At 71.5% G+C, this 21,352-nt stretch carries 20 protein-coding genes and 1 pseudogene; 10 read left to right on the top strand and 11 right to left on the bottom strand.

The window, feature by feature from the left end; all coding sequences use genetic code 11:
• Positions 1-39 precede the first annotated feature (39 nt).
• Both recG and LXM90_RS14960 read left to right on the top strand, forming a co-directional pair.
• The gene (recG, locus tag LXM90_RS14965; protein ID WP_234080754.1) at positions 40-2,259 is read left to right on the top strand and encodes an ATP-dependent DNA helicase RecG; all 2,220 of its coding nucleotides are present in this window, start codon (positions 40-42) and stop codon (positions 2,257-2,259) included.
• Between the two features lie 297 nt (positions 2,260-2,556).
• Entirely contained in the window at positions 2,557-2,880 is a 324-nt protein-coding gene (locus LXM90_RS14960; protein ID WP_012318646.1) for a hypothetical protein, read from the top strand.
• A 311-nt stretch (positions 2,881-3,191) separates the two neighbouring features.
• On the opposite strand, the gene LXM90_RS14955 is transcribed toward LXM90_RS14960, so the two are convergent.
• The 3 genes from LXM90_RS14955 to LXM90_RS14945 all read right to left on the bottom strand — a co-directional run bounded on the left by LXM90_RS14955 (position 3,192) and on the right by LXM90_RS14945 (position 5,747).
• Entirely contained in the window at positions 3,192-3,986 is a 795-nt protein-coding gene (locus LXM90_RS14955) for a DUF502 domain-containing protein (protein ID WP_020093271.1), read from the bottom strand.
• Positions 3,987-4,096: 110 nt separating this feature from the next.
• Positions 4,097-5,032 (bottom strand): sugar kinase, encoded by a 936-nt coding sequence (locus LXM90_RS14950; protein WP_020093270.1) that lies wholly within the window; start codon positions 5,030-5,032, stop codon positions 4,097-4,099.
• Between the two features lie 496 nt (positions 5,033-5,528).
• Positions 5,529-5,747: a hypothetical protein gene (locus LXM90_RS14945; protein ID WP_158684214.1), complete on the bottom strand. Its 219-nt coding sequence runs from the start codon at positions 5,745-5,747 to the stop codon at positions 5,529-5,531.
• A 63-nt stretch (positions 5,748-5,810) separates the two neighbouring features.
• Between LXM90_RS14945 and LXM90_RS14940 the strand changes: the two genes are divergently transcribed.
• Positions 5,811-6,764 carry a PAS domain-containing protein gene (locus tag LXM90_RS14940; protein WP_020093269.1) on the top strand — a complete coding sequence of 318 codons (954 nt, stop codon included), beginning with the start codon at positions 5,811-5,813 and terminating at the stop codon, positions 6,762-6,764.
• Positions 6,765-6,984: 220 nt separating this feature from the next.
• Here LXM90_RS14940 and LXM90_RS14935 read toward each other — a convergent pair whose 3' ends face one another.
• Positions 6,985-7,413 (bottom strand): MucR family transcriptional regulator, encoded by a 429-nt coding sequence (locus LXM90_RS14935; protein WP_020093268.1) that lies wholly within the window; start codon positions 7,411-7,413, stop codon positions 6,985-6,987.
• A gap of 634 nt (positions 7,414-8,047) precedes the next feature.
• Between LXM90_RS14935 and LXM90_RS14930 the strand changes: the two genes are divergently transcribed.
• On the top strand, positions 8,048-9,469 hold the full coding sequence (locus tag LXM90_RS14930) for a DUF4105 domain-containing protein (RefSeq protein WP_020093267.1): 1,422 nt from the start codon (positions 8,048-8,050) through the stop codon (positions 9,467-9,469).
• A 49-nt stretch (positions 9,470-9,518) separates the two neighbouring features.
• Here the strand turns inward: LXM90_RS14930 and LXM90_RS14925 are convergent, their stop codons facing one another.
• The gene (locus tag LXM90_RS14925; RefSeq protein WP_020093266.1) at positions 9,519-10,748 is read right to left on the bottom strand and encodes a serine hydrolase domain-containing protein; all 1,230 of its coding nucleotides are present in this window, start codon (positions 10,746-10,748) and stop codon (positions 9,519-9,521) included.
• 336 nt (positions 10,749-11,084) lie between these two features.
• On the opposite strand from LXM90_RS14925, the gene LXM90_RS14920 reads away from it, so the two are divergent.
• Positions 11,085-11,411 carry a DMT family transporter gene (locus tag LXM90_RS14920; protein WP_020093265.1) on the top strand — a complete coding sequence of 109 codons (327 nt, stop codon included), beginning with the start codon at positions 11,085-11,087 and terminating at the stop codon, positions 11,409-11,411.
• 136 nt (positions 11,412-11,547) lie between these two features.
• On the top strand, positions 11,548-12,174 hold the full coding sequence (locus LXM90_RS14915; RefSeq protein WP_020093264.1) for a cell wall hydrolase: 627 nt from the start codon (positions 11,548-11,550) through the stop codon (positions 12,172-12,174).
• Positions 12,175-12,231: 57 nt separating this feature from the next.
• Here LXM90_RS14915 and LXM90_RS14910 read toward each other — a convergent pair whose 3' ends face one another.
• Positions 12,232-12,504, bottom strand: a complete 273-nt coding sequence (locus tag LXM90_RS14910; protein ID WP_020093263.1) for a hypothetical protein — start codon at positions 12,502-12,504, stop codon at positions 12,232-12,234.
• An 87-nt stretch (positions 12,505-12,591) separates the two neighbouring features.
• Between LXM90_RS14910 and LXM90_RS14905 the strand changes: the two genes are divergently transcribed.
• Together LXM90_RS14905 and LXM90_RS14900 are read left to right on the top strand one after the other, a co-directional pair.
• Entirely contained in the window at positions 12,592-12,783 is a 192-nt protein-coding gene (locus tag LXM90_RS14905; protein ID WP_020093262.1) for a hypothetical protein, read from the top strand.
• A 198-nt stretch (positions 12,784-12,981) separates the two neighbouring features.
• On the top strand, positions 12,982-13,389 hold the full coding sequence (locus tag LXM90_RS14900) for a hypothetical protein (RefSeq protein WP_020093261.1): 408 nt from the start codon (positions 12,982-12,984) through the stop codon (positions 13,387-13,389).
• 236 nt (positions 13,390-13,625) lie between these two features.
• Here the strand turns inward: LXM90_RS14900 and LXM90_RS14895 are convergent, their stop codons facing one another.
• The 4 genes from LXM90_RS14895 to LXM90_RS14880 form a co-directional block, all read right to left on the bottom strand.
• Complete coding sequence (locus LXM90_RS14895) at positions 13,626-14,171, bottom strand: transglycosylase SLT domain-containing protein (protein WP_042670687.1); 546 nt, start codon at positions 14,169-14,171, stop codon at positions 13,626-13,628.
• On the bottom strand, positions 14,131-15,510 hold the full coding sequence (locus LXM90_RS14890) for a flagellar hook-length control protein FliK (protein ID WP_234080753.1): 1,380 nt from the start codon (positions 15,508-15,510) through the stop codon (positions 14,131-14,133). Before LXM90_RS14890 ends, LXM90_RS14895 begins: the two co-directional genes overlap by 41 nt.
• A gap of 185 nt (positions 15,511-15,695) precedes the next feature.
• The gene (locus LXM90_RS14885; protein WP_234080752.1) at positions 15,696-16,943 is read right to left on the bottom strand and encodes a chemotaxis protein; all 1,248 of its coding nucleotides are present in this window, start codon (positions 16,941-16,943) and stop codon (positions 15,696-15,698) included.
• Positions 16,940-17,080 (bottom strand): hypothetical protein, encoded by a 141-nt coding sequence (locus tag LXM90_RS14880; protein ID WP_020093256.1) that lies wholly within the window; start codon positions 17,078-17,080, stop codon positions 16,940-16,942. Before LXM90_RS14880 ends, LXM90_RS14885 begins: the two co-directional genes overlap by 4 nt.
• Before the next feature lie 6 nt (positions 17,081-17,086).
• Between LXM90_RS14880 and LXM90_RS14875 the strand changes: the two are divergent.
• Positions 17,087-17,782 (top strand): annotated as a pseudogene (locus LXM90_RS14875) (flagellar motor switch protein FliG); the annotation flags it as partial.
• Between the two features lie 104 nt (positions 17,783-17,886).
• Positions 17,887-18,948 carry a flagellar biosynthesis protein FlhB gene (flhB, locus tag LXM90_RS14870; RefSeq protein ID WP_091978276.1) on the top strand — a complete coding sequence of 354 codons (1,062 nt, stop codon included), beginning with the start codon at positions 17,887-17,889 and terminating at the stop codon, positions 18,946-18,948.
• 170 nt (positions 18,949-19,118) lie between these two features.
• Here flhB and LXM90_RS14865 read toward each other — a convergent pair whose 3' ends face one another.
• Positions 19,119-21,281, bottom strand: a complete 2,163-nt coding sequence (locus LXM90_RS14865) for a malate synthase G (RefSeq protein ID WP_234080751.1) — start codon at positions 21,279-21,281, stop codon at positions 19,119-19,121.
• Between the last annotated feature and the right edge of the window lie 71 nt (positions 21,282-21,352).

Raw genomic sequence — 21,352 nt, 5'->3', positions numbered from 1 at the left:
ATGATAAGGCGCCTCCGGCACCATGTCCGCCGAACCGCCATGACAGATGCACGCGCGACTCAGGACCCGGCCTTGAAGGATTCCGACACGGCCGAGGCGCCGGCGGCGGAGGCCGCCCCCGCGCCTGCCGTCGCCCCGCCCCTGCGGCCGAGCATCCTCGACCCGCTCTTCGCGCCGGCCCGCGCCCTGCCGGGGATCGGGCCGAAGATGGCGCCGCTCATCGAGAAGCTGCTCGGCACCCCCGAGCGCGAGGCCCGGGTCGTGGACCTGCTGTTCCACCTGCCCCAGGGCGGCGTGGCGCGGAAGCTCATGGGCTCGATCAGCGAGGCCCCCACCGGCGAGCCGGTGACGATCGGCGTCACCGTGGTGGCGCACCGCCCGGCCCAGGCCGGGCCCGGCCGGCGCCCGCACCGGGTGCTGGTGGAGGATGCCTCCGGCGACATCTCCCTGGTCTTCTTCGGCATGCCCCGCGCCCGGGTGGAGAAGATGCTGCCGCTCGGGTCGCACCGCTACATCACCGGCCGGATCGACCTCTGGGACGGCACCCGCCAGATGATCCACCCGTCGCGGATCGTGGACGAGGCGGGCCTCGCGGAACTCCCCGCCGTCGAGCCGGTCTACGGCGCCACCGAGGGGCTGACCTCCCGGGCGATCAACAAGCTCGCGGTCGCGGCCCTCGACCGGCTGCCGGTCCTGCCGGAATGGCAGGACCCGGCCTGGCTGGAGCGGAACCGCCTGCCCGCCTTCGCGGACGCGCTCCGCCTCGAGCACCGCCCCGAGGAGGCGCCGCCGAAGGCCGAGGACCCGCTCCAGCCGCCGCCCGCGACGCCGTCCCGGAAGCGGCTCGCCTACGACGAGCTCCTCGCCTCGCAGCTGGCGCTGGCGCTCCTGCGCGCCCGCCAGCGGCGCAAGGCCGGCCGGGTCAATGCCGGCGACGGCGCCCTGAGCGGGCGCCTCGAGGCCGCCCTCCCCTTCGCGCTGACCGGCGCGCAAGGCCGGGCGGTGGCGGAGATCCGCGCCGACCTCGCGGCGCCCCGGCGGATGCTGCGCCTGCTCCAGGGCGATGTCGGCTCGGGCAAGACCGCGGTGGCCCTGCTCGCCATGGCCTCGGCGGTCGAGGCCGGGCGTCAGGCCGCCCTGATGGCGCCCACCGAGATCCTGGCGCGGCAGCATTTCGAGCGGCTGAGGCCGCTGGCCGGCCCCCTGCGCCTGCGCCTGATGACCGGCCGCGACCGGGCCGCGGAGCGCAAGAGCACGCTGGCCGACCTCGCCGCGGGCGAGATCGACATCCTCGTCGGCACCCACGCCCTGTTCCAGGAGGCGGTGACGTTCCGCGACCTCGGCCTCGCGGTGGTGGACGAGCAGCACCGGTTCGGCGTCCACCAGCGCCTCGCGCTCGGCGCCAAGGGCGAGGCGGTGGACTTCCTGGTCATGACCGCGACGCCGATCCCCCGCACCCTGGCGCTGACCTTCTTCGGCGACATGGACGTCTCGATCCTCGACGAGAAACCCGCCGGCCGGCAGCCGATCCGGACGATCACGCTGCCGACCGAGCGGATCGACGAGGTCGTGGCCGGCCTCGCCCGGGCGATCGCCGGGGGCGAGCGGGTCTACTGGATCTGCCCGCTGGTGGAGGAATCGGAGTTCGTCGACCTCGCCGCCGCGGCCGAGCGCTTCGACGATCTGCGGAAGCACTTCGGCGACGCGGTCGGGCTGATCCACGGCAAGATGCCCGGCCCCGAGAAGGACGCCGCCATGGCGCGGTTCGCCGCCGGGGAGACCAAGCTCCTGGTCTCGACCACGGTGGTGGAGGTCGGGGTTGACGTGCCCGAGGCCACCATCATGGTGATCGAGCACGCGGAGCGCTTCGGGCTGGCGCAGCTGCACCAGCTCCGCGGCCGGGTCGGGCGCGGCTCGAAGGCCTCCTCGTGCCTGCTGCTCTACCGGGGGCCCCTCGGGCAGGTGTCCCGGGCCCGGCTGGAGATGATGCGCGCGAGCGAGGACGGCTTCCGCATCGCCGAGGCCGATCTGAAGCTGCGCGGCGAGGGCGAGGTGCTCGGAACCCGGCAATCCGGCATGGCGGCGTTCCGGCTGGCGCGGCTGGAGAGCGACGCCGCCCTGCTGGAGGCCGCCCGCGACGACGCGCGGATGATCGTGGAGCGCGATCCCGGCCTCAAGAGTCCGCGGGGACAGGCGCTGCGGGTGCTGCTCTACCTGTTCGAGCGGGAGGCCGCGATCCGGCTGATCGGGGCCGGATGAACGGTTTCCTGAACGGATCCGTTCAGGAAAGTCCGGCCTTCCTGAACGGCCGGATCCGGAATCGCCGCCGCGCGACCGGATCGGTACTCCGATGCGCCGATGTCACAGGCTCTCTGAAAAAGTGTTTCGTTTCAGAGGTTTGACGGGATCGCGCGGAAGCTTGGCGGCGCCGTACGGGCGGTCCAAGAGGCTCCGGACAGGCCTCGTGACCTTGCATCAGCCATATTCTTCCCTTAACTGGAGATGAACGAATGGCCCGGTAAGCCGGGACATCACGGACGAATCTGGAGGACGGACATGTCGAACGGACTGTTCCAAGGCCTGCCGGGCTCCCACGAGATGGCCGGTGCCCACGCCCTGCCGACCGAGCCCTGGCTCCTGCCGATCTCGGATCGCGCCGCCGAGGCGGCGGGCAAGACCGCGGACGAGCTGCAGGCCGCCGTGCGTCGGGCGTCCCGGCCCTTCTGGCTGGCCGCCAACGGGCTCTGCATCGCGCTGGGCCTCGCCCTTACCCTGCAATGCGCCTCCGGCTGGGGCCCGACGGCGCCCCGCAGCGCCGTGACGGTCGCGCAGGCGACGCCGCCGACCATCGCGCCGCAGACCGCCTCGCTGCAGCGCTGAGCCGATAGCAGTCTGATCATTTCAGGGCCGTCCCGCGCGCGCGGGACGGCCTTTCTCGTGGACGATGGCCGCCAATCCCACGGTCTCCCTCAAGCCGAGGAGCGGTGAGCTCGGCGCGCAGGAGGCCTGGATCGCGCGCCGGCGCCTCGGGAAGGCCCCTTGAGCGGACCGGAGGTCGCCTCCGCTTCGACGCTGCCGTCATCGCGAGCGCAGCGAAGCGACCCAGGGCAGCGGGACGTCCTGCACCGTGGCGCGAGACGGGGTGGCTCAGGCCGCCGAGACGGCGACGAAGCCGGCGACCGGGCGCCGCATCACGCGTCCTGCGGCTCCCGGCGGGGCAGCGGTCCGCCGGCCTGCTGGGCCGTCCGCAGGGTGGCCGCCATGGCGTTGAGGCGGCCCTGCGGGTCCTCCGGCTGGATCACCCCGGCCGACATCACCAGCTTGGCGGCGTCGTCGACGCTGATGGCGAGCTCCACCACCTCCGCGCGCGGCAGGTAGAAGAAGAAGCCCGTGGTCGGGTTCGGCGCGCAGGGCAGGAAGACGCCGACGAGGTCGTCCGCCGGCGCCCCCCGGGCCCGCAGCGCCCCCTCGACCTCGTGGGCCGCCGGGGCGGACAGGAACACCACCGACCACGTGCCCTTCACGGGGAACTCCACGAGCCCCACCGTGCGGAACGAGGTGCCGTTGGCCGAGAACAGCGTCTCGAAGATCTGCCGCAGGCCCTTGTAGAGGCCGGAGATCACGGGGGTCCGCGCCAGCAGGACCTCGCCGAACTCGATCACCGAGCGTCCGACGAGGTTCGCCGTGAGGAAGCCCAGCAGCGTCACCGCCAGGAACGCGATCACGAGGCCGAGGCCCGGGATCGAGAACGGCAGGTAATGGTCCGGCAGGTAGCTCGCCGGCACCAGCGGCTTCACGAACGAGTCGATCAGCGCGATGAACCACCACGTGATGTAGGCCGTGATGGCGAGCGGGCCGGCGACGATGATTCCGGTGAGGAAATAGGTGCGCAGCCGGCCGCGCGCGCTGACCCGCGTCTTCGGCGCGCCGCCGCCCGCCGCGGCGTCGGGTTCGGGAACCTGGATCGGCGGGGGAATCGGCGCCACGGGTGCCCTCTCGGCCGCACCACGCGCGGCGATGACGCTGCGGGAGCCGTCCCCCGCTGGCAGAGAGGTAGCGGTTGCGCTTGTCCGCCTCAAGGGCGGCCCCGCCTCCCTCAGACGTCCGGACCCGGCGGTCGGGCGGCGGGGACCGGCATCGCGTCCCGGGGAATCACGGCGCCGCGATGCCCGATCACCGCCCCGGCCAGGCGGTGCGCCTCAGCGGCGGCGGCTTCCGGTGCCAGCCCGGCGATGCGCGCCGCGAGGTAGCCCGCCGCGAAACTGTCGCCCGCCGCCGTCGTGTCGATGACCCGCGCGGCGCGCCCGGCCGGCACGGCGGTGTCGGCCGGGCCGTGCAGCACCCGGGCGACGGGGCCGGATCCGTCCAGGGTCTTGAGCACGATCTCGGCCCGGCCGCGGTGGCGCAGCACCTCGTCCTCGCCCGCCGCGCCGAACAGCCAGTCCAGATCCTCGGCCGAGGCGAAGATCACGTCGGCCAGGTCCAGGGCCGCGCGGAAGGCCGCCCAGGCCTCGTCCCGGTCGGGCCAGCCGCGGGGACGGTAATTGGTGTCGAAGGCGACCTGCCCGCCCCGCTCCCGCAGGCGCGACAGCGTCTCGAACAGGGCGGCGCGCCCGGTCTCGCCGTAGAGCGAGAGGCTGATGCCGGACAGGTAGACGAGGTCGTAGCGCTCCAGCTCCGCCTCCGTCTCGGCGGCGCCCGGCTCGGTGAAGAGGTCCCGGGCCGCGGCCCGGTCGCGCCAGTAGTGGAAGCTGCGCTCGCCGTCGGCATCCGTGCGGATGATGTAGAGGCCCGGCATCCGGCCCTGCAGGCGCCGGACCCGGTCGAGGCCGATGCCCTCGCGGCCCCAGGCCGCCGCCATCTCGTCGCTCCAGATGTCGTCGCCCAGCGCGGTCACGTAGTCCACCGCGACGCCGAGGCGCGCGAGGTAGAGCGCGGTGTTCAGCGTGTCGCCGCCGAAGCCCCGGACCAGATTCCCGTCCGGGCGTTCGGACAGTTCGACCATGCACTCGCCGATGCAGGCGACCCTCATGCGGTTCCTCCCGGTGCGCGACCCCGTGTCCCCGCATTGTACGGCCCGGCCTGTCAATCGCCACCGGTCCCGGTTCCGACCTCGCCGCGCCGGCCGCGCTCGCGTGGCCCCGTCGCGCGCCCGTCTGAGGAGCCTCGACGATCCAAGGATCAGCGCGCCAGTCGCTCGATTTCGTGGGATTTGCATATCGATAATTTGGCAAACGTATTGTAATATTCGCACAATGACCGATTATGAATCATATACAATCAATAAAATTCACAATAAAATCTGTAATATGCGTGCATGACTCGTCATAGAACATCGACGTCGCGCTTTTCTGAAGTTCGATTCAATGCCAGAGCGGAAAATCACCATTCTTAAACACCGAAGGTCAGAGAAGTTACTTCGCGACAGGGGTCATTGTCGAGCGAGATCCGGTCGCGTTGCTGTCGTGACGGTGTGTGCCGAACGCGCGGAGGGGCGGGATGCGGTCGGGGATCCCGGAAACCTCCGTTCACAGCGCGGCAGGAACGAATCCGTTCGATCGGGAACAAACCGCCTCGGGCTGGAATGTCGATGCAAGATGTTTGTCGATCGCGGGCGCCATATCGATGGAGATACGTGCCGGATCTGAAGAAATTCCGGATGAATGGTGAAGTGTTGTGCCGAAAAAATTCTCGTGGCCGAACGGCGGGAACGGTGATACGGTTCGAACGGTGCTGAGATGTTCCATACTGCTTTAAGCGCTCTGACTTTCTCGTCGGGAGAGTTCCTGACTCTCACGGAAAGTCGGGGCGTGAGTGGGGCCTGGAGCTGGATCTTCGCGGGCGAGGAGCAGGTCTGGTCGCCCGGGTTCTACCGGCTGCTCGGGCTCGTTCCGAACGCCGCGAAGGCGCGCTACGACCTGTTGCTGAGCCTGATCCATCCCGAGGACCGGCCTCTCATGCCGGCGCTGGCGGACATCCGGCAGGGGCACGTGCCCCGCGAGGTCATCGTCCGGGTGATCCGGACGAACGGCACGGTGCGCACGCTCTCGCTGACGATGGAGGTGCGCGTCTCGGCGGAGGGGCGGCCCGTCGCCCTCAGCGGCACGGCGCTCGACGTGAGCGACCGCGAGCAGCTGGCGCGCCTGCGGCAGGAAGAGCGCCGCCGGCAGAGCGCGCTCTACCTCACGGAGCACATCACGACCTTCTCGATGGGGCTCGACCGCGTCCGGGACATCCCGTTCGCCGTCGCCCAGGTCCACGGGCTCCCGCTGGAGGAGATCTGCGCCGAGCCGTATATCCTGATCGTTCCCGAGGAGCGCGCGGGCTTCCGGGCAGCGGCCCTGGAGCAGATCGAGCGGCGGGCGTTCTTCCAGGGGGGCGCCCACGAGCGCCTCGCCAACGGCGAGCTCTGGCACTTCCGGATCCTCACGATGCCCGTCTGGGATCCGGACGGGACCTATCTCGGGCGCTGCGGGCTCAAATACCCCGTCCGCAACCACGCCCCGCCCCCCGGCGGCCTGCACGAGGGGCTGGAGCATTCCGTGAGCGGCTACCACCTGCGGGCCGCGCGGGCGCTCCTCGACTGGTCGATGATGGAGCTCGCTCAGGCGAGCGGCCTGTCGCATTCCACCGTGCGGCGTCTGGAAGAGGACAGCGAGCATCGGGGAAGCCGGTCCCGCCTGCACGCGGTCGAGGCGCTGCGCCGGGCGGGCGTCCGGTTCGTCCCCATCGATGACGGGACCCTGGCGGTCGCCCGGGTCTGAGCGGATCCCGCGACCGGCGGGCGCTCGCGGGATCCGCCCTGCCCCGCCCCACCGGGTCATCGGGGTCGGTCTCCGCGCTGGCCCCCCCGGGGGCCCCCCGACCCCAGCGCGGAGACCGGGACGGGCGGATCGGGCGATCCGCCGTCAGGCATTCCCGCGCCCGTGTCCCGCGGCGGCCCGGACGGGGCCGCCGATCCAGGGCGGTGCGGGCCTGGCCGCCTCAGGCCGCCTTGTGTCCGAGCTGGATCGCCTTGGCGATCTCCGAGCGCTTGGCGGCGTAGCCCGGGGCCACCATCGGGTAGTCGGCCGGCAGGCCGTACTTCGCCCGGTAACGCTCCGGCGTGAGGCCGTGCGCCGTGAGGTGACGCTTCAGTGTCTTGTAGGACCGGCCGTCGATGAAGCTGATCAGGCCGTCCTGCTGGATCGAAGCCTCGATCTGCGCCGCCGTCGGGCCGGTCCAGCCGGGACCGGATCCCGAGCCGCCGCCCTGCAGCACCGATATGGCCGTGTGCACCTGGTCGATCAGAACCGGCAGGTCGCCCACGCCCACCGCATTCCGAGACACGTAGGCCGCGACCAGTGATGCCGTGCACTTGATCAGGTCTGTGTTCAGGTCCGAGGTCTTTTCGTTCAGATCGATGGTGTTCATGAATCCCCCAGTACCGAAATTCGAGGCATGAAAACCGGCGCATCGATAAAGCTGAGGCTAGGATCAGCTTTTACCGCCCAAGCATGCGCCGAATTGCTTCGAGTGTGCCAAGATTGGCGTGTAACTATACAAAAACTGTCTATTTTGTCTATACTTTATCTTAGGATGTTCTTTGAACATTTTCTGTTCTTGCGAGGCAACATGAGGTTGCCAGGCCTGCGGCGTCTCGCAAACAGTGCGCAGTTTCGGCCTCCGGTCCGTGAGGCTGTCCGCGATGACTGCGAACGGCCGCGCGATGACGGGCTGCAGGGGCGCGAATCAGCGGCGGAGACAGGGACGGATCGCGGATGCCGCCCGGTTACGGGTCGATCGGACCGCGGCCCGCGTCCCTGCTGACCATCGGTCGGGCGGCGCGCGACGGGATCCCGGGGGCCGTGGCGCTTCTCCACGGCCTCTCCGCGGGCGCTGGCGCCGCGACCGGGCCGCGATTAACAAAGTTCTCAGGCAAGGCGTGGATCGTGCGCGCCGGGCGCGTCGCGAAACGCTCGCGCGTCGGGAGCCTCGTTCCGGCCGTGACGGCACGGCGGCATCCGTGCGAGAGGCCCGTCGACGCGCGCTATCGAGGGCGACCCCTATGTCCGGACCCTGTGCGACCACTATCCCGCGCGCGCTCTCCGCGCTCGAAGCGCCCGGACCGGGCGCCGCGGACGCGGTCGGCGGCCGGATGCCGCCCCTCTGGATGCTGCTCGTCGGCCGGGCCGCGGTCCGCCGTCACTGGCACCTCATCGCCGCCACCGGCCTGCTGTGGTCGTCGCTCGGCCTCCTGGTGGTGATCGATTCCCTCGACGGTGCGCTCCACGTCCCGGACCGGTGGTTCGGCCTGATCCTCCTGGCCGAGGGCGTGAGTTCCCTCCTCGTCGGCGCGTCCGCGATCGGTGCCGCGCGCCGCCTGCGCCTCGCCAAGGGCGCGCTGCTGTCGGTCATGGCCGTGCTGATCATGATGGCCACGAAGCACAGCACCTTCCTGCTCGCCATGATCTTCGGCGTCGCCTTCGTGGTCGACGGCCTCGTCCGGATCACGATCGCCGGCCTGCTGAAATTCGCTGGCTGGCGGATGTCGGTCGCCCTCGGCGGCCTCAGCATCGCCTTCGGCCTGTTCCATCTCCAGCCCTGGCCGACCTGGTACGCCGGCACGGTCGGCTACTGCATCGGCATGTTCCTGATCCTGAACGGCGCCAACCTCGCGCTGGTCGGGCTGCGCACCCGGCGCCTGGGCACCGCCGAGCCGGCCGTGTCGGTCGTGTCGGTCGGCGGCGACGAGCCCGGCAGCCTGACGGTCTATGTCTGGACGCCCACCGGGCAGGCGACCACCCCCGCCGGCCAGCGGCTGATCCGGCGCTACGTCGCCTCCGTCGACAAGGCCGGGCGCTTCTCCACCGGCCACGCGGCCCTGCAGCAGGGCGACGACCTCTACGTCAGCCACTACCCCGCGGTGGAGATCGACCGCTCCCCCGCCAACCTGCGCTCGAGCCTGCGCGCGGGCCCGGAGAACGACGTGCCCGGGCGCTTCCTGCCCTCGCACGCCGCGGAGGTGGCGGACTGGTGCCCCGCGACGGTGGCGGTGACGCTGAACGGCATCGACGCCGCCCGGCTGCGGGCGTTCTGGGCGCAGTACAGCCGCGACACCACCTACAACTTCATCAGCCGCAACTGCTCCACCACGGTGGCGCGGGCGCTGGACATCGCCGTGGAGGGCGCGTTCAGCCGCGGCGGGCATCCCTGGCGGCGCCTCGCGGCGGCGCTGACCACGCCGGAGTTCTGGGCGGCGGCCTTCCTGCGCAACGGGGCGCGGTCCATGACCTGGACCCCGGGCCTCGTGCTCGATTACACGCGGGCGCTGAGCGCCCTCGTGGATCCGGCCTCGCCGGTGCCGTCGATCGCCTGGAAGCGGGTCGGCTGGCGGCTCCTGCGCAACTGGCGGGCGCGGGACCTCGCGCCCCTGAGCCCGATCGCCCGGCAGCCCTCCGTGCCGGGAGCCGGCCCGACAGAAGCCTGATCCCGGCCCGATCCCGGCCCGATCGGGACTCGGGACCGCGGTCGCCCGCTCAGGGGTCCTTGCGGGCGGCGGGGCGGCCGGCGGCGAGGTCGCCCGCGATGGCCTGCATCACCGCCAGCGTGTCGACCTCGTCCTGCTCGGCGCCGTGGTCGCTGAGCTTCACGATCACCGTGCCGGTCGCGCGGTTCACGTAGATGTACTGGCCGTAGACGCCGATCGCCGAGATGTCGTCGTCCTCGCCGCCCGGGGCGTGCCACCACTGGGCCGAGTACTGCCAGCCGTCGACGTCGCGCCGGGCCGGCGTCATGATCCGCTCGATCCAGCGGCCCGGGATGATGCGGTGATCGCCCGACCGGCCCTGGTCGGCCACCAGAAGGCCGAGGCGGGCGAAGTCGCGGGCCGTCGCGTTGATGCAGCAGAACGCCTTCTCGATGCCGCCGGGCCGGTCGAGGTTCCAGGTGGCGTCGGCCTGGGCGCCCATCGGCTTCCAGATCCGCTCCGAGAGGATGTCGGCCAGCGGCTTGCCCTCGACCCGGGCGAGGATCAGGCCGAGCAGCTCGGTGTCGATGCTGCGGTAGCGGCCCTTGGTGCCGGGCTTGAACGCCAGGTGGGCGTTGTCGCGCACGAAGGCCGTGAGATCGCGCGTCAGGTACATGCCGGCGGTGCCGGTCAGGGGATGCCGGGGGTCGTAGTTCTCCGGCACGGCGATGCCGCTCGCCATGTCGAGGAGGTTGCGCACGGTGATCTGGCCGAAGACCGCGCCGTTCCGCAGCTCGGGCAGGAGGGTGGAGACCCGGTCGGTCTCGGCGAGCTGACCCCGCGCCACCGCGGCGCCGACCAGCAGCGAGACGATGGACTTCGCCACCGACCACGAGGGGAACAGTGTCTCCGGTCCGGTGCCTGCGCGCTGCCACTCGTGGATCAGGACGCCGTCCTGCAGCACCAGGAACGCGTTGGTGTGGGTCGCCTCCAGCACCGTCATCAGCGGGACCGTCTTCCCCTTCCAGGGGACGCGGTCGAGGATCGGGCGCGGCCGCGCCGGCAGGTCGCTCGCCCGGGCCGGGGCCTGGACGATCCGGCTCGGGAACCACGTGCCCACCGACGACGGCTCGATGACCGCGAGCGCCGTCAGGGTGACGGGATCGGGGACGTTGATCAGCGCGGCCGCGGTCCAGGCGCAGCCCGCGATCGCGGCGCCGCCCGCCGCGGCGATCGCGCCCCAGCGGCGGCCCCGGCGCGCGCGGGCCGGAGAATCCGGGATCGCCAAGGACGCGGTCATGCTGGATCTGTGTCGCTCTGGATCGTCGCTGTCGCGCGGCCGGCCCCGGGGCGGGACGGCGCGCGGTCACCATGATCAGCAGGCCTTAACGAAAGCCCCAATCGGCCCCGGCGCCGGGCCGGTCCGTCGCCCGCGAAGCGGCGAGCCGCCGGTTCGGAAATGTTCACGGATCTGTGGCCTTGTGTCCGGCGACCGCCGACGTCCGCGGCCGTTTCGACGCGGATCCGGGCCGGCCCAGCGCCGCCCCGTCCGCGCGGGCGTCCGATTCGAACCTGGTTCTACACGCCTCGACCGCCCGACTCACCCAGCCCGCGCAGCCCGAAAGTCCGCCGTGCCATGAATCCGTACCTGATCCTCGGGCTCGCCATCGGCGCGGAGGTGACCGCCACCCTGGCGCTGAAGGCCGCCGACGGCCTCACCCGCCCGGGGCCGACGGTGATCGTGGCGCTCGGTTACGGCACCGCCCTGTGGCTGATGTCGACCAGCATGGACATGCTGCCGATCGGCGTGGTCTACGCGATCTGGTCGGGGATCGGCATGATCGGCGCGGCGCTCGGCGGCGCGTGGCTGTACGGCGAGGCGCTCAACCCGACGATGCTGGTGGGCATCGGGGTGATCGCCCTGGGCGTGACCGTCCTGGCCGCGGGTCAGGGCCAGCACTGAGGCTCCCGGTCCGGTCCCGAAACGGGACAGCCTCGCCACATCCTCGCCGCGAACGTGCCGTCAAGCTTGGCCTTCGTCCGGTCGGAGTGGAACACCGCCTGGCTGGTCAGGCTGGAGGAGCACGGAGCGCGGATGCATGCGGGGTAGCGAGAGGACGAAGGTCGGTCCTGCACTGATCGTTCTGGCGGCGGCCGGCGGCCTGGGGGCCTGCAACACCGCGTCGCCGGTGCTCACGACGGGATCGATCCCCGACCGCAAGCCGCCGATGGTCGTCAGCGACGCCGAGCGCGATTGTCTGGGCCGCGCCATGTACTTCGAGTCGAACAGGAGCGACAGCGACGGGCTGGTCGCCGTCGGCACGGTCGTGATGAACCGGCTCGAGAACGCGATCTTCCCGGGCGGCATCTGCGCGGTGGTCGGGCAGCCGGGCCAGTTCGCGCCGGGCGTCCTCACCAAGCCGATGCAGGAGAAGGACCTGCAGAAGGTCGCCGACGCCGCCGACGCCGTCCTGGCCGGCGAGCGGCACCCGAAGGTCGGGAAGGCGATGTTCTTCCACACCGCGGGCCACCGCTTCCCCTACACGAACATGCACTACGTGGCCGTCGCCGGCGGCAACGCCTTCTACGAGAAGCGCGACAGGCGAACGGCCAAGCTGGAGAAGCCGGAGAAGCCGGCTCAGCAGGACAGGCTGGCCACGCCCGCCCTGCCCGCGACGGCCCTGACCTTCGCGGCCGTACCCGCGCCGCCCGCCGCGGGCCCCTGATCGAGACGGCCCGATCCGACAGCCGCGTCCCGGATCTGCGCGCGCGGTGAGCTCCGGTCAGCCGGCCGCCGCGTCCTCGGCGCGGCTCGCCCGCAGGGTTCGGGCCTCCTGCCGGGCGGCGGCCAGCACCCGCTCCCGGCGCACCGGCTCCCGCAGCGATTCCCACAGACGGAGCAGCTCCAGCGTCGGCAGCGCGTCGCAATCCGGCGACGCGTCCCCGGATGTGCGCCCGGTCGCCGGCGCGCATTCGGCGAAGAAGATCTCGACCGGGCTCCCCAGGGCCTCGGCCAGTCTCCCCAGGAGCGCGTCGGCCTGGACGGTCGGGATCATGGGAAATCCTGTTTCTGCGCGGGCGGTCGAACCGGATCCTTACCTTTAAGTTGTATGCTCGGCATTCAACCAGGTTACTGCACCGCCATGTCCGACGACGACGGTTTTGACCGCATGGTGGAGGCGACGATCCTGGCCCATCAACTCGTGGTCGCGCACGGCACGGCGACGATGCAACTCCTGTCCCGATTGCTGCTCATGGAGATCGGTACGGAGATCGCGGCGCGGCGCGATCCCGATCCGGCCGCCAACGACAATCCGGACGCCCTGGCGGATTAGAGCGCGCTTCGCCGGCATTCCGGTCGGATCGGGTCCCGGCGGAAGAACCGGCCTGGCCCGTAATCCTTGGCGCGATGCAATGGAGCGGGCGGCAAATCTGTTGATCGGCCCATCGATCCGAGCAGGCGGCATTTACAAGGATGGATAACGGTCTAGCTTCTGGGTAGAAACTACCCACGAATCACGGATCCCTCGCCGATGATCGCCGAACGGGTAGCGCTCGCTGGTGCGCTCCTCCTGCTGAGCATCACGCCCGCGGTCCCCCAGCTGCGCCGTCCGATGACGTGTACGGTGGAGGCGTCGACCAGTCTCGATGTCGCCGCACCCGAAGGCGCCAAACTGCAATCCCAGAAGGCCCGGACATTCTCGCTGGTCTCCAGCGGCGGCCTGCTGACCGTGATCTCGGCCGGGCGCTCCGACTATTACGAGTGCCAGACAGCCTCGCCGCGGCTGAACGAGCGCACGCCGCGCAACGCGATCAAGTGTCAGAACGGCGTCTACTTCCTTCTGATCGACCTCAACAAGATGAACTTCGTCGAGGCGCAGCTCAATCCCGAGGAGCGCAACGACGTCAAGGTCAGCTACGGGAATTGTCGGACCCTGTAGGTGCGTCGCCGGGCAACCTAGTCCATGTGGATCAGGACGTACGCGGCGGCGGCAACGGCCGTGAGGGTGAGGACCACCAGCAGCGCCGTTTTCCCGGGCGGTCCTTCCGGCGGGTCTGGGGCGTCGGTCATGCGGCTCCTCCGGGCCGGTGACGGGGCCTCTGCCGAAAGGGCCCGGTCCTTCGGTTGGTTCCCTGACCGGGCCCGGTCCGCATTCTTCCGCCCCGGCCGGGACGATCACCGGCAGAAATGGGCCGCGGCCGGCGTCCACTGGCCGAAGCCCGTGGCGACCATGTTGGCCACGACCCGGCAGATATAGATCTTCTGCGCCGCGTTGTTGTGCGGGCCGGCATGATAGCGCGCCACGGCCATCGTCCAGCTGCCCTCCCGCCGCTTCAGATCCCGAAGAAATTGCGTCGCGTAGTCCACGTTCGCGCGCGGGTCGATCATGGCCTCGACCGAGGCGAACTTCTCGCCGTGATAGTGGTGGTTGATCTGCATGCAGCCGAGATCGATCAGGCGCGCGCCCCGGCGGCGCGCCGCGGCGAAGTGGGCCAGCACGTCCTGGGGCCCGGTCGCGAAATAGGCCGCCCCTTCGATGTTCATGGCGTAGGGCTGGAGCGAGCCGCGCTTACCCGTCTCCGTGAGGCCGACCGCGTAGAGCACGCCGAGGGGCACGCCGTAACGGGCCGCGGCACGGCCCATCTCGGCCTCGCACACGGTCCCGGCGACCGGGGCGGCGCTACAGATAAACGCCGCCGTCGCGAGGACGTACCGTCTCATCTGTCCGCTCCCCGTCGCGCCTGCCGAGCGTCGGCCGCTGCGCCGCGCGCTGGTCTGCCTGCCGCTGCCCGTCCCCGCCGTGACCCGGCCGGGCGCCGCCGTCGGTGAGCCCGGATTGGCCCTGGGACGGTGATCCGCCCGCGGAGAACCCGGCGTCGCCGGGGCGAACCGGCTCGACAATGATCTCGGGCCGGTAATGCGCGTGCTTGAGCAGTTCGGTGAGGATCGCCGAATCCCGCTGCAGCATCGCCGCCGTCTCGGGACGCGCGGCGCGCAGATGGGTCTCGAGCTGACCGTCGACGAGCCGCAATTCCACCGTGACGATCCCGAGGCTCTCCGGCCGGAGCTGGATCTTGAGCACCCGGAGCGGCCCGTCCTGAGCCGCGGGGATCGCCGGATCGGCGCCGACGCGACGCTCCGGTCCGGCCGCGGTCGCGCGCTCAATCTCCTCCGTGATGGCCGCCGCGATCGTCGGCAGGACGGCGGCGAGTCGGGCCGGCTCGGTCCCGGATCCGTTGCCGGGACCCGGGATGGGGACGCCCGGCGGCCCCTGCCGGCCGGTGGGGGCGAGGAGGAGTCCGGCGATGCCGGAGCGGGGACGGTTGTCCTCGCGTGCCGTGAGCCCCCCCGGCCCATCGATCCCCGTCGCGGTGCGGGCCGACGCATCGGCGCGGGCCGACGCATCGCCGGCTCGAGGCTCGGGATCGGTCGCGAGGGCGACCGTCGCCTTCGGCGGCGCTGCGTTCACCTTCCCGGCGACCGTCCCGGCGATCTGGGTGGCGACTTGCGCGGCAATCTGGGCGGCGATCTGGGCGGCCGGCGCGATCGGAGCAGGATCGGGCCCGGCGACGGCCGGAGCCACCGGTCCGGGGCGGACGGGTCGAGGCTGAGCGTCCGCCGCGTTCGGGACGGCCGGCAACGGGGACGTTGCCGCTGCGGCGGCCGGGAGGGCGTGGCGGGCCGCCTCGGGCAGGACGGGCTTGAAGTGAACCGCCCGGTCGAGAACCTCGACCTGCGGGGGGCCGCCCTGCAGCAGGGTGCCCGGGCTCGGCCCGGCGCGCGGCGACGCGTCCGCGCGGGCCGCCTCGAGATTTCCCACGAGGCTGGTCTCCGGGGCCGCGTCGGGGCCCGCCGGGGATGCGGCGGATGGGGCCGGTCCCGGAGCACCGGTTCCGTGTCCCGCGGGCAGTTCCGGACGGGCCGACAGGACGGCCGCGCTCAGGATCTCGGCGAGCGCCGCGGCGGCGCTGCCGGGATCGCCCGGTGACGGCGGCGGCGCGGGCGATGCGCCGGCTTCGGGCCGCCGATCCTCCCCGGTCGCGCCCTCCGGTTCGTCCATCTCACCTCCGTCGGTCTCGGGTCGGGCCGCGGGAGTTCCCCCTGAGACCGCACGCAGGACCAGGTCGAAGGCGCCCCGCACCGCCGGATCCGGCAGCGCCTGAAGGTCGGCCGCCGGATGCGGGGACGGTGCGACATCCCGATCGGGTTTGGGGACGGGTTTCTGGACCGCGGTGGAGATCGTGTTCACGGGGTCGCCTTGCTGAGCATCAGATCGATCCGGTCGATCGTGGCCTGCGCCTTCGGGATCAGGCTCGCGGGCCCGTCGGTGGGATCCGGCGCCGCCCGCGCCGGCTTCGCGGCGGCGTCGGCCTCCGGCAGGCCGGGCCGGCCGGCGAGCCCGCGTCCGATCGCCTCGGCGGTCGACAGGGCCGTCTCGAGGAGGGGCAGGTCGCGGGCCGTGAGCTTGGCCCTGTCGAGCGATCTCAGCGTCCGCGACCCGGACTGGAACGTCGCCAGGCTCACGATCTCGGCGGCAGCCCGGTAGAGCTGGCCCCGGGTCGCCTCCGCGCTTCCGGGCGCGCACAGCGCGAGGGCCTTCTCGCTGGCGCGGAGCGCCGCGGCCGTCTGACCCGCCTGGATCGCCGTCTGGGCGACCACCAGATACAGGTCGCGCCGGCTCTCGGGACCGAGCTCGTCCAGGATCCTGTTGAGGGTCGCGAAGCGCTCCGCGTCGTGGCCGATATCGAACTGCGTCAGCTGATAGGCCAGTCGCTGCCGGAAGTTGCCCGCGTAGATCGAGTGCGGGAAGCGGCGCAGGTACTGGATCGCCAGCGCCTCGAACGTCTTCAGGTCGCCGATCTGACCGAGGGTGAAGATCTCGCGGCGCAGGGCGCCCTCCTCGGTCAGCGTGCCCGGCAGCAGCACCCGGACGCGGTCGAGCAGGGCGATCGCCCGGATCGGCTGGTCGGGCACGGCGAGCGACGCCTGCGTCAGGCCGATGGCGCCCGCGAGCGTCGGCGGCAGATCTGTCGTGTCGACGTCCTGGAGCAGGCGCCGCGCCTCGGCCTCCCGCCCCTCGACATAGGCGAGCGCCCCGCGCGCGAGCGTCGCTTCGGGCTCGCCGAGGCCGTCCTGCGCCGTCAGCCGGCGCAGGACGGAAGGACCGCCGCCGCTGAGGGCGAACGTGATCGCGGCCCGGATATTGCTCCGGCGGCCCCAAATCTCGGGCGGGACGGCCAGGAGATCCGCGTTGATCCGGGCGATCAGCAGCGGCTGGCTCTCGTGGGCGGCCCGGGAGCCGGCGGCGACCCGATCCTGCAGCAACTGGAGCGTGCGCACCGACTGCACCGGATCGCCCGTCGGCGCCTGCGGCTCTGCGGCCGGGGCGGCGGGAGGGCCGCCCGCCGGTTCCGCGGCGACGGGGGCGGCCCTCCCCGCGATGAGCAGGCCGAGGGCGGCCGCCACGATCCGCCCGGTCCGGGACACCTTCATCCTGGAGATCCCTGCAGGAGAATCTCGATCCGCCGGTTCTCCGGAGCCTTCGGATCCGCGGCGTTGCGCGGCGTCCGGTCCGCGGCGCCCTCGACGCGCCAGATCCGCGCTTCGTCGATCCCGGCCCGGGTGAGCATGTACGCCGCTCGATCTGGGACCGCATCTCCAACGGGTCCGAGACCGCCCTGGCGGGCTACCTGATCAAGGAGCACCCTCAGACCGCGGCGCTCGTGCTGTCCAAGGTCAAGCCGGCCTGCGCCGCCAAGGTGATGGCGCAGTTGCCGGCGCCGCTGCGCAACGGCGTCATGCGGCGGATGCTGACGTTCAAGCCGATCGTCGACGCGACCATGAAGATGATCGAGCAGACCATCCACGAGGACTTCATGATCAACCTGGCGCGCAATGCCGCGGCGGATACCCACTCGCGCATGGCCGACATCGTCAACAAGATGGAGCGCCAGAGCATGGAGGAGGTCCTGGACAACCTCACGCAGACGCGCCCGAAATCGGCCGAGATCCTGAAGAGCCTGCTCTTCACCTTCGACGACATCATCCACATGACGCCGCGGGCGCGGACGACGCTCTTCGATCAGGTCCCGCACGAGAAGGTCATCCTCGCCCTGAAGGGCACGAACGGGCCGTTGCGGAACGTCGTGCTCAGCGCGCTGACCGCCCGCGCCCGGCGCCTCGTCGAGCACGAGCTGGAGGGAGGCGAGCCCGCCGCCCAGCGGGACGTGCTCGACGCGCGCCGCGCGATCACCGACCAGGCGCTCGAGATGGCGTCGCGCGGCGAGATCGAACTCACCCCGGCCGACTCGGATGAGACCTACTTCCGCTAGCACCGTCCCCGGTCGGGGACGGCTCCGGGGCGCCGCTCCGGCGGACGCGTCCCGCCGGGCCGACCGGCGCGGTGCCGTCGGCGGCCCGAGTTCGGGGCGCCGCGATGTCTGAGGACAGGGAGAGCAAGACCGAGGCGGCGAGCGAGAAGAAGATCAGCGACGCGATCGCGGAAGGAAACACGCCGTTCTCGCGGGAAGCGCCCGTCTTCGCCTCCATCCTGGGACTGCTGATCTTCCTGGTCTTCGTGGCGCGGGATCAGGGGCTGCCGCTGGTGCAGAGGCTCGCGCTGATCTTGGAGCAGCCGCGCAACTTCAGCGTGGAGACGAGCCACGACGCGATGCGCCTCGTCCACGCCCTCGCCCTGGAGATGGGCCGCTTCCTGCTGCCGGTCCTGGTCATCCTGCTCGTGGCCGGCATCGCCGCCTCGATCTTCCAGAACGCGCCGCGCGTGGTGTTCGATCGGATCCAGCCGAAATGGTCCCGCATCTCCCCCGTCGCCGGCTGGAATCGGCTCTTCAGTCTGCAGGGGTTCGTCGAGTTCGGGAAAAATCTGTTCAAGTTCTTCGCGATCGGCGGCATGTCCTACATGGTCCTGCACGCGGATCGCCACGAGATCGTCAATGTCATGTTCGTGGATCCAGTCGGGTTGCCCGAATTCCTGCTGACCCTCTCGGTGCGCCTCGTCTCGGCCGTGAGCGTCGCGACGATCGCGCTGGTCGCCGGCGACCTGGTCTGGACCCGCGTGCGCTGGCAGCGCGACCTGCGGATGTCGCGGCAGGAGGTGAAGGACGAGTTCAAGCAGCTCGAGGGCGACCCGCTCGTGAAGGCGAAGATGCGCTCGCTGGCGCAGGACCGGCTGCGCAAGCAGATGATGGCGGCGGTGCCCCGCGCCACCATGATCCTGGCGAACCCGACGCACTACGCGATCGCGCTGCGCTACGACCAGAGCGAGAACGACGCCCCGACGGTTCTGGCCAAGGGCGCGGACCTGATCGCCCTCCGCATCCGCGAGATCGCCGAGAAGCACCGGATCGAGGTCGTCGTCGACAAGGCGCTCACCCGGGCGATGTACGACCATGTCGAGGTCAACCAGGCGATCCCGGCGGAATTCTACCGGGCGGTGGCGAACCTGCTGGTCTACGTGATGACGCGCAAGCGCCGCTGACCGGCACGGCGTGGCCGAGGCGTGGCAGCGGCGTTGACCGGTCGGCCCGTCCCGACCGGCAGAGGCCGCGGACCCTGGCAGATCCGCGGCGCGGCGTTTCAGGCCGCACAGGCCGTCGGCCGGCCCGGGGCGGTCTCGGGGCGCTGCGCGTCCGGGATCCGGGAGCGGCCTCAGGCCGCCCGAACGCGGGCGTCCAGGCGCTTCGCCTCCCGGCGGAACCGGTGCAGCACGAACTCGGTGTAGCCGTTCGGCTGGCCGGCGCCCTCGAAGACCAGGGCCTCGGCGGCGCGGAAGGCCGGCCCGTCGAAGCCGGGGGCCATCGGCCGGTAGGCCCGGTCGCCGGCGTTCTGGCGATCGACGACCTCGGCCATGCGCCGCAGGGCCGCGGCGACCTCGTCGCGGTCCACGATCCCGTGGCGCAGCCAGTTGGCGATGTGCTGGCTGGAGATCCGCAGGGTGGCGCGGTCCTCCATCAGCCCGACCTCGTGGATGTCCGGCACCTTGGAGCAGCCGACGCCCTGGTCGACCCAGCGGACCACGTAGCCCAGGATCCCCTGGCAATTGTTGTCGAGCTCCTCCCGCACCGCCTCCGGCGCGAACGCGCCCTCGGCGAGGGGCAGGGTCAGCATGGCGGCGCGGGTCGCGGGCGCCCGGCCGGCGAGCGCCGCCTGGCGGGCGCGGACATCCACCTGATGGTAGTGGAGCGCGTGGAGCGTCGCGGCGGTCGGCGACGGCACCCAGGCGGTGTTGGCGCCCGCCTCCGGGTGGGCGCCCTTGGCGTCGAGCATCGCCGCCATCCGGTCGGGGGCGGCCCACATGCCCTTGCCGATCTGCGCGTGGCCGGGCAGGCCGCAGGCGAGGCCGGCATCGACGTTGCCGTCCTCGTAGGCCTGGATCCAGGCGGTCGCCTTCATGGCATCCTTGCGGACCACGGGGCCGGCCTCCAGCGAGGTGTGGATCTCGTCGCCGGTCCGGTCGAGGAAGCCGGTGTTGATGAAGAACAGCCGGTCCGACGCCGCGGCGATCGCCGCCTTGAGGTTGAGCGTCGTGCGCCGCTCCTCGTCCATGACGCCGATCTTGAGCGTCCGCGGCGCGAGGCCGACCAGCGCCTCGACCTGCCCGAACAGCGCCACCGCGAAGGCGACCTCGTCGGGACCGTGCAGCTTGGGCTTGACCATGTAGACCGAGCCGGTCCGGCTGTTGCGGAGCGGACCGGTGCCCTTCAGGTCGTGCAGGGCGATCAGCGCGGTGACGGCCGCGTCGAGGAACGTCTCCGGGATCTCGGCGCCGTCGAGGGTCACGGCGTCGGTGTACATGTGGTGGCCGACATGCCGGACCAGCATCAGCGACCGTCCCGGCAGGGTCAGGCGCCCGCCATCGGGGGCCGTGAAGGTCCGGTCCTCGGCGAGCCGCCGCTCGACCGTGCGGCCGCCCTTGGACAGGGTGGCGGTCAGATCACCGCGCATCAGGCCGAGCCAGCTCCGGTAGACCGCGACCTTGTCGGCCGAGTCCACGGCCGCCACCGAATCCTCCATGTCCATGATGGTCGAGAGGGCGGCCTCCAGCACCACGTCGGCGATGCCGGCCGGGTCGGTGCGGCCGATCGGGCTCGCGCGGTCGATGACGACCTCGATGTGCAGGCCGTTGTGGCGCAGCAGGAGCGCGGTCGGCGCCGCGGCGTCGCCGGTGTAGCCCGCGAAGGCGGACGATCCGGTCAGGCCGGCGCTGCGACCGGCGCCGAGATCGGCGGCCAGGCGGCCGTCCGTCACCGAGAAGCCCACGGCATCCGCCCAGGAGCCGACGCTCAGCGGCGCGGTCGCGTCGAGGAACGCCTTGGTCCTGGCCACCACCGCGGCGCCGCGGGCCGGGTTGAACCCGGCGCCGGGCGCGAGCTCGCCGTCCTGCGGGATCGCGTCGGTGCCGTAGAGGGCGTCGTAGAGGCTGCCCCAGCGGGCATTGGCGGCGTTCAGCGCGTAGCGGGCGTTGGAGATCGGCACCACGAGCTGCGGCCCGGCGATGGCGGCGATCTCCGCGTCCACGTTCTCGGTGGTCACCCGCACGGTCTCGGGCTCCGGCTGCAGGTAGCCGATCCGCGTCAGGTAGTCCGCGTAAGCCGCCGGATCGTGCGGCGCTCCGCGATGGTCGCGGTGCCAGGAGTCGATGTCGGCCTGGAGGCCGTCGCGCCGGTCGAGCAGCGCCCGGTTGTGCGGTGCGAGATCGCGGACGATCGCGGCGAAGCCCGACCAGAACTGGTCGGCCGAGAGACCGGTCCCGGGCAGCGCTTCCTCGGAGACGAAGGTGCGGAGATCCTCGGCGACGACGAGCTTCGACATGGCGATCCTCGGGGATGCGTGGCGACGCGCGTCAGAAAAAATCGAACGCGCCGTGAAAATTTTTTGATGTC

The sequence above is a fragment of the Methylobacterium oryzae genome (assembly GCF_021398735.1).
In the GTDB taxonomy this organism is placed as follows: domain Bacteria; phylum Pseudomonadota; class Alphaproteobacteria; order Rhizobiales; family Beijerinckiaceae; genus Methylobacterium.
The sequence above is the reverse complement of the archived record's forward strand: the minus strand, read 5'-3'. Positions and strand labels throughout refer to the sequence as shown.